Origin of the sequence: Frankia sp. AgKG'84/4, from assembly GCF_023242965.2 — a bacterium.
Lineage (GTDB): Bacteria > Actinomycetota > Actinomycetes > Frankiales > Frankiaceae > Frankia.
The window spans coordinates 1-8,061 of sequence record NZ_JALKFU020000216.1; the positions used below are offsets into that span (position 1 = coordinate 1).

Here is an 8,061-nt window from a genome sequence, read left to right on the forward strand (position 1 = left end):
CCCCCGTACCACCGGTGATCAGGACGGTGCCGCGCGGACGCCACGTCCCGGCGGACCCGGCGGGCGCCGCCGGAGGCGGGTCACCCGCCCGGACCAGGCGCCGGACGAACACGCCGTCCGCCCGCACGGCGAGCTGATCCTCCACCCCGGCGCCCGCGAGCACGGCTCGCACCCGCCCGAGCAGCGCGGCGTCGACGGCGGCGGGCAGATCCAGCAGACCACCCCAGCGCCGGGGGTGTTCGAGCGCCGCGCAGCGGACCAGTCCCCACACCGCCGCCTGCGCCGGGCTCTCCGGCGGATCACCGTCACGCACCGCGACAGCGCCGCGGGTCAGTACCCACAGCGGCGCGTCCAGGCCGACATCGTCGAGGGCCTGGACCAGCACGACGGTCAGCGCCAGCCCGGTGCTGATCTCCGCGTGCACCGGATGGGGCGTGTCCTCGCAAGCAAGCAGCGACACCACCGCCGCGGGCGGGGCGTCCCCCAGCGCCGCGCGGAGCAGATCGGCGAGCCCCGCCCGGTCCGCCTGCGGGGTGACGCCGACCGCCGTGACCGCGGCGCCGTCGTGGCCGAGGGCGTCGAGCACCGGCGACACCTCGGACGTGCCGTCGGACGCCGGCACCAGCACGAGCCAGGGGCCGGCCTGTGCCGATGGAACGCACGGAGCGGTCGAGGTCGGCAGAGCGGTCGAGGTGGGCAGACCGGTCGAGGTCGGCAGAGCGGTCGAGGTCGGCAGAGCGGTCGAGGTCGGCAGACCGGTCGACGTCGGCAGACCGGTCGAGGTCGGCAGAGCGGTCGACGTCGCGGGGAAAGGCTCCCAGCGCACGCGGTAGCGCCAGGACGCCATCGTGGCCTGATCCCGGGCCCTCCTGCGCCAGGAGGACAGCATGCCGAGGGCCGGGGCCAGCGCCTCCAGGTGCCCCTCGGCCGGGGGAACGGCCAACACGGCGGCCAACGCCGCGGGGTCCTCCCGGTCGACGGCGTCCCAGAAGTCGGCGTCCCAGAAGTCGGCGTCCCAGAAGTCGGCGTCGGTCTCGGCGGGCCCACTGGTCGGCTGGTCGCCGGAACGCGTCGCCGCCGCTCCCGATCCGGGCGCGAGCCAGTATCGCGTTCCACCGAAGGCGTAGGTCGGCAGCTCCACCCGCCGGGCACCCGACCCGGGGTAGAGCGCCGACCAGTCCAGCGCGACGCCGTGGGCGTGGGCCTGGCCGACGGAGAGCAGGAATCGGTCCAGGCCGCCCTCATCACGGCGCAGGGACCCGAGGGTGACGACGTCACGGGCGTTGTCGCTGTCGAGTGCGCTGTCGGATGCCCCGGCCGCCTCCGCGGTCTGTTCGATCCCCATGGCCAGCACGGGATGAGGACTGACCTCGATGAACATCTGGTGGCCGCGGCCGAGCAGTTGGCGCACGACCGGTTCGAACAGCACCGGCTGGCGCAGGTTGCGCACCCAGTACCCGGCGTCCAGCGCCGCGGTGTCCACCGGTCCCCCGGTCGTCGTGGACCAGAACGCCATCCCCGGCACCGCCGGGGTGATCCCGTGCAGGGCCGTCAGCAGCTGATCGCGGATCCCGTCGACCTGCGCCGAGTGCGACGCGTAGTCCACCGCGATCCGCCGCGCCCGCACCCCGTCCGCCGCGCAGCCGGCCAGCAGCCCGTCCAACGCCTGCGGATCACCCGACACCACGGTCGACGTCGGCCCGTTGATCGCCGCCACCGACAGCCGCCCGCCCCACGGCGAGATCCGGCCCGTGACCTCCTCGGGGGACAGGGACACCGACGCCATCGCGCCCCGACCGGACAGTTCGGCGCCCAGCAGCCGGCTGCGCAGGACGACCACCCGGGCCCCGTCGGCGAGGGTGAGTGCGCCGGCCACGCAGGCCGCCGCGATCTCCCCCTGTGAGTGACCCACCACCGCCGATGGCACCACCCCGAGGGAGCGCCACAGCTCGGCCAGCGACACCATCACCGCCCACAGCACCGGCTGGACGACGTCGACCCGGTCCAGCGGCGGCGCACCCGCCGCCCTGCGCAGCACCTCGAAGACCGACCAGTCCACATGCGGCTCCAGCGCCGCCGCGCACTCCCGCAGGCGGGCCTGGAACACCGGGCTCGACGCCAGCAGATCCACTCCCATGCCCACCCACTGCGCGCCCTGACCCGGAAACACGAACACCGGTTTCGGATCGTCGAGGGCCGTGCCCTGCACCACTGCCCGCGCGGGTTCACCCCGTGACAGCGCCGCCAGCGCGGCCAGGAGCCCCGCCCGGTCGCCCGCCACCACCACGGCCCGGTGCTCGAACGCCGACCGGGACGTCGCCAGCGAGAAGCCGACATCCGCCGGCTCCAGCTCCACCCGGGTCGACACGTGCTCGAGCAACCGCCCCGCCTGGGCCCGGACCGCGTCCGCGCCGCGTCCGGACACCACCCACAGCAACGCCGAGCCGTCGGTCGTCGCCGTCGTCCGGGCCCGCTCCGGCGCGGCGTCCGACGGCTCGGGCCAGGCATCCTCGAGGATCACGTGCGCGTTCGTCCCACTCGCGCCGAACGACGAGACCCCGGCCCGGCGCGGCTGCCCGGCGCCGGGCCAGGGAACCTCCTCGGTCAGCAGCCGCATCGCACCGGAGGACCAATCGACGTGGGGGGTCGGCTCCTCGGCGTGCAGGGTGCGGGGCAGTGTTCCGTGGCGCATCGCCATCACCATCTTGACCACGCCGGTGAGACCGGACACCGCGGCGCCGTGGCCGATGTTGGACTTCACCGAGCCCAGCCACAGCGGCCGGTCCGCGCTCCGGTCCCGGCCGTAGACGGCGAGCAGCGCCCGCGCCTCGATCGGGTCACCGAGGGTGGTCCCGGTGCCGTGGGCCTCCACCACATCGACGTCGGTGGCGCTCAGTCCGGCGTTCGTGAGGGCCTGGCGCAGGACCCGCTGCTGCGAGCGTCCGTTCGGCGCGGTCAGTCCGTTGCTGGCGCCGTCGGAGTTCAGCGCCGAACCGCGCACGACCGCGAGCACCTGATGGCCGTTGCGCCGGGCATCGCTGAGCCGTTCGAGCAGCAGCACCGCGACGCCCTCGGACCATCCGGTGCCGTTCGCCCCGGCGGCGAACGGCCGGCACCGCCCGTCCGGGGACAACGCCCGCTGCCGGCTGAACTCGACGAACGCCATCGGTGTGGCCAGGACCGTGACTCCGGCGGCCAGTGCCATCGAGCACTCGCCCTGGCGCAACGACTGGCTGGCCAGGTGCAGCGCCACCAGCGACGACGAGCACATCGTGTCGACGGTCAGCGCGGGTCCCTCGAGGCCGAGGGTGTAGGCGATCCGGCCCGACATCACCGCGCTGGACGTCCCGAGCACGATATGGCCCTCGAGGGTGTCGGGGACGTCGGCGGCGTCGGTGCCGTAGTCGTGGTTGGTCGCCCCCACGAAGACCCCGGTCCGGGAACCCCGCATGGACAGCGGATCGATGCCGGCCCGCTCGAAGGTTTCCCAGGACGTCTCCAGCAACAGACGTTGCTGGGGGGCCATCGCCAGCGCCTCCCGCGGGCTGATCTCGAAGAACCCGGCGTCGAACCGGTCGACGTCGGACAGGAAGCCGCCCTCGCGCACATAGCTGCGTCCCAGCCGCTGCGGGTCTGCGTCGTAGACGGCGTCGAGATCCCAGCCGCGGTCGGTGGGAAACGCCGAGATCGCGTCCCGGCCGGCGGCCACGAGATCCCACAGCTGTTCGGGTGACCGCACACCGCCAGGCAGCCGACAGCTCATCGCCACGATCGCGAGAGGTTCGCTCGCACGGGCCTCGACGTCGGACAGGCGCCCTCGGACCTGGCGCAGATCGGCGGTGACCCGCTTGAGGTAGTCGCGCAGCTTGGCTTCGGTGCTCATGGAAGGTCGATTCCTCCGGCACAGCGAACGGGGCGGGCAGGGCGAACGGTGCGGGCAGGGCACGCAGGGCGGGTGGGATCGGGGGTCACCGGGTCCGCGCCGTGGACGCCCCGACCTTCGGGCGGCAGCGGAAACGGCACCCCTCGGCCCGCGGGGGTGTGGCCGGCGGATCGCGTGAGAGCCAGGCGCGGTTCCGGTGCGTCGCCTGCGGGCATACGGCCAACGCCGACGTGAACGGGGCCATGAACATCGCGGCCGGACGGGCCGCGCCCGCGCGGGGAGGCGCCGGATCCTCGAGGCCGGTGAACCGCGAAGCTCAACATTGCGCACCTCTCCCTTCTGATGGGCATGTAGGAATCGGTATCCACCGCCTCGCGGGCGGAGGAGGACGTCAACTCAGGAGATCCCCAGCTCGTTGTCGATCAGGTCGAAGATCTCGTCGTCCGACGCCGCGTCGAGATCGTCCGTGGCGGTGCCGGTCGCCGCCTCACCTGCGGGGCTGTCGTCCCATCTGCGCAGCAGGGCGCGCATCCGGGCCAGCACCGGGGCGCGGATGTCGGCGGGCATCCTGGGCAGGCCGGCGGCCAGGCCGTCCAGATCACCGGGGCCGGCCAGGGGCGACCCGGCGCTCTCGCCGGTGGGGCCGGCCGGGCCGCGCAGCACCTCGTCCAGCAGGTACCGGGCCAGCTCCGCCGGGGTGGGAAAGTCGAAGATCACCGTGGTGGGCAGCGGGACACCGGTGGCGTCCCTGATCCGGTTGCGCAGCTCGACCACGGTCAGGGAGTCGAATCCCAGGTCCCGGAATGGCCGGCCCGGTCGCACGGCGCCAGCGCCGTTCTGGCCGAGCACGACCGCCGCCTCGGCCCGGACCAGATCAAGGACGGCCCGTTCCTGATCGGCCCCAACCAGGTCGCCGACCCGGCGTCGCCACCGCTCGGCGCCATCCGCCGGCTCGCCGACGGTTGGGGCGGCGCCCGTTGCCGGATGACCGCGAACCTCGGCGAGGTCCCGCAGCAGCGGCAGCCGGGCCGCGGCGGGAAACGCCACGAGCAGCTGCTCCCAGTCGATGTCGGCGACGACCAGACCGCTGTGCGCGTCGGCGCCGACGACGCGTTCGAGGGCCACGGCGGCCAGCTCCGCGGACAGGACACCCAGACCGGGCAGCCTCGGCCGGTCCACCACGCCCTGGTCGCTCGCCCGGTCGCCGAAGGCCACACTCACCGCGGCACCACCTAGGCCGCGCCGACGCCGGGCCAGGGCGTCGAGGTAGCCGTCCACAGCCGCGCTCACGCTCTGCCCACCGCTGCCCCAGACGCCCGCGAGGGACGACACGACGATCAGCCCGGCCGCTCCCGCCAACGGGCCCGCGCCCTCGGGCACCGCCGTGTCCCCCGAGACCGCCGTATCCCCCGAGACCGCCGTGTCCCCGGAGACCGCCGCGTCGAGACCGACCGCAGCGGCGATCCGACCACCCACGGCGGCCGCGAAGGCGCCCGGGTCCAGCTCCGCCACCGCCGTCCCGGCACCGCCGGTCTGCCTCGACTCGACGATGCCACCGATCCCGCCGTGCTCCTGCTGGCCCCGCGCACGGGTGCTCCAGGCACCGGGGCCGGTCAGCTCGGCGGGTGTCCGCGCCCGTACCAGACGCTGCGCGAACACACCCGCGGCCCGCACCGCCGCGGCCTCGCCCCGTTCGGCCCCCACGATCACCGTTCGCAGCCTCGAGACGGCCCGGCCGTCCGGTTCCCGGGGAAGATCGACGAGTCCACCCCACCGGTCGGGATGTTCCACCGCGATGACCCGACCCAGCCCCCACACCGCCGCCTGCTCCGGCGCGACCACCACCCCGTCGGCGTCCACGCTGACCGCGCCGCTGGTCACGCACCACAACGGGGCCATGATGGCGGCGTCACCCAACGCCTGCGCGAGGGCGACGGTGAGCGCGAGCCCCCGGGGGATCGCCGGATGGTCGGGATCGGGTTCGGTGGCCAACGCCACCAGGGACACCACCGTGGTCGGTGTCTGATCCGCCGCGGCGTCGGCCAGGCGCCGGGCCATCTCGGCCCGATCGGCCACCGCGAGTTCGACGAGCACGACGGTCGGAGCACCGATCCACGATCCGCGCAGGACCTCGGCGATCCCGCTGGCCTCGCTGTGCCCGGCGGGCACAGCGACGATCCAGGTCCCGGTTGGCGCGGCCGACTCGGCGACCGCCAGCGGACTCCACGTGATCCGGTAGCGCGACCGGTCCAGCAGCGACTCCTCCCGCCGGTCACGCCGCCACCTGGACAGCATCGGCAGCACCGCGCCGAGCTCCGCGCGCCGGGCGGCCGCCTGCTCCCCGAGCGTGCGGGCGAAAGCGTCGAGGTCCGCGCCCTCGACCGCCGCCCAGAAACGGGCCTCCGCCGGGTCCGCGGCCGCCGCGGTGACAGCCGCCGTGTCGACGGAATCGATCCAGTACCGCCGATGCTGAAAGGCGTAGGTGGGCAGATCGACCCGCCGCGCCGCGCCGGCGTACAGCGGCGTCCAGTCGACCGGGACACCGCGTGTGAACGCCTCGGCGAGACCGGCCAGGAAACGACCAGGCCCCCCGTCGTCCCGCCGCAACGTCCCGAACACCACCGCCCCGGAATCCGCCGTTGCCCCGACATTCGCCACCGCGTCGATGGTCTCCTGCACGCCGACCGTCAACACCGGGTGCGGACTGACCTCGATGAAGGTCTCCCGTCCCGCCGCGAGCAACGCTCGAACCGCGTCCTCGAACAGCACCGGCTGGCGCAGATTCCGCACCCAGTACCCGGCGTCCAGCGCCGCGTCCCGCACCGGCTCACCGCTCACCGTCGAGAAGAACGGCACGTCCGGCGGCCGCGGAACAATCTCTTCCAACGCCACCAGCAAATCGTCCGCGATACCCTCGACCTGCGCCGAATGCGACGCGTAGTCCACCGGAATCCGTCGGACCCGAACCCCCTGCGCCGAATAGCCGGCCAGCAACTCGTCCAACGCTGACGGATCACCCGACACCACCGTCGAGCGCGGTCCGTTCACCGCCGCCACCGACAATCGCCCGCTCCACTGCCCGATCCGTTCCCTCACCTGTCCGGATGGCAGCGCAACCGACGCCATCGCGCCCGCACCGGACAGCCGTTCCCCCACCAGTCGGCTGCGTAGCGCCACCACCCGCGCCCCGTCCGCCAGGCTCAACGCCCCCGCCACACACGCCGCCGCGATCTCCCCCTGCGAATGCCCCACCACCGCCGACGGCACCACCCCGAACGACCGCCACAACGCCGCCAGCGACACCATCACCGCCCACAACACCGGCTGCACCACCTCCACCCGCCCCAGCTCCGGCGCCCCCGCGGCACCCCGCAGCACCGCCAGAAGCGACCACTGGACATACGGCTCCAACGCCGCGGCGCACTGTGCCAGTGAATCCCGGAACACCGGGAACTCGGCCAGCAGTTCCACCGCCATTCCCACCCACTGCGACCCCTGACCCGGAAACACGAACACCGGCCCCGAACCCGCCACCGCCGCCCCCGACACCACACCCATTGCGGACTCACCCCGCGACAGCGCCGCCAACCCCGCCAGAAAGCCTGACTGGTCCTTCGCCACCACGACGGCGCGATGCGCGAACACCGACCGCGACGTCACCAAGGAAAATCCAACATCCCCCAGGTCAACCTCGGGCCGCGCCGACACCCAGGCCATCAACCGGCCCGTCTGACCCGCGAGACCCGCCACATCCCGCCCCGACAAAACCCACGGATAGTACCTGGCACCATCCTTGTCAGACGGCGGAGAGTCCTCGACGGCAAGACCGGCGGTGGAGAACTCGCCGGCATTCTGATTCTCTTCGAGAATCACGTGGGCGTTGGTGCCGCTCATCCCGAAGGACGACACTCCGGCTCGCCGCGGCCGCTGTCCGGCCGGCCACGGCACCGTCTCCGTCAGGAGGCGGACGGTGCCGGCCGACCAGTCGACGTGCGGGGTCGGCTCGTCGAGGTGCAGGGTCCTCGGCACCGTCCCGTGCCGCATCGCCATCACAGTCTTGATCACACCGGCGAGCCCGGAGAGCCCGGCGGTGTGGCCGATGTTCGACTTGACCGATCCCACCCACAGCGGCCGGTCCGCGTCCCGACCCTGCCCGTAGGTCGCCAGCAACGCCTGCG

Annotated in this window: 2 protein-coding genes and 1 pseudogene; 1 reads left to right on the top strand and 2 read right to left on the bottom strand. The window is 73.6% G+C overall.

Annotation, left to right across the window (positions count from 1 at the left end):
• The coding region (locus tag MXD58_RS14610; protein WP_250609411.1) for a type I polyketide synthase at nt 1–3,883 on the bottom strand (3,883 nt) is incomplete at its 3' end.
• Nucleotides 3,884–4,041: 158 nt separating this feature from the next.
• Between MXD58_RS14610 and MXD58_RS31125 the strand changes: the two are divergent.
• Nucleotides 4,042–4,128 (top strand): annotated as a pseudogene (locus tag MXD58_RS31125) (zinc ribbon domain-containing protein); the annotation flags it as partial.
• 151 nt (nt 4,129–4,279) lie between these two features.
• Here the strand turns inward: MXD58_RS31125 and MXD58_RS14620 are convergent.
• On the bottom strand, nt 4,280–8,061 hold a 3,782-nt coding region (locus MXD58_RS14620; protein WP_248841041.1), incomplete at its 5' end, for a type I polyketide synthase.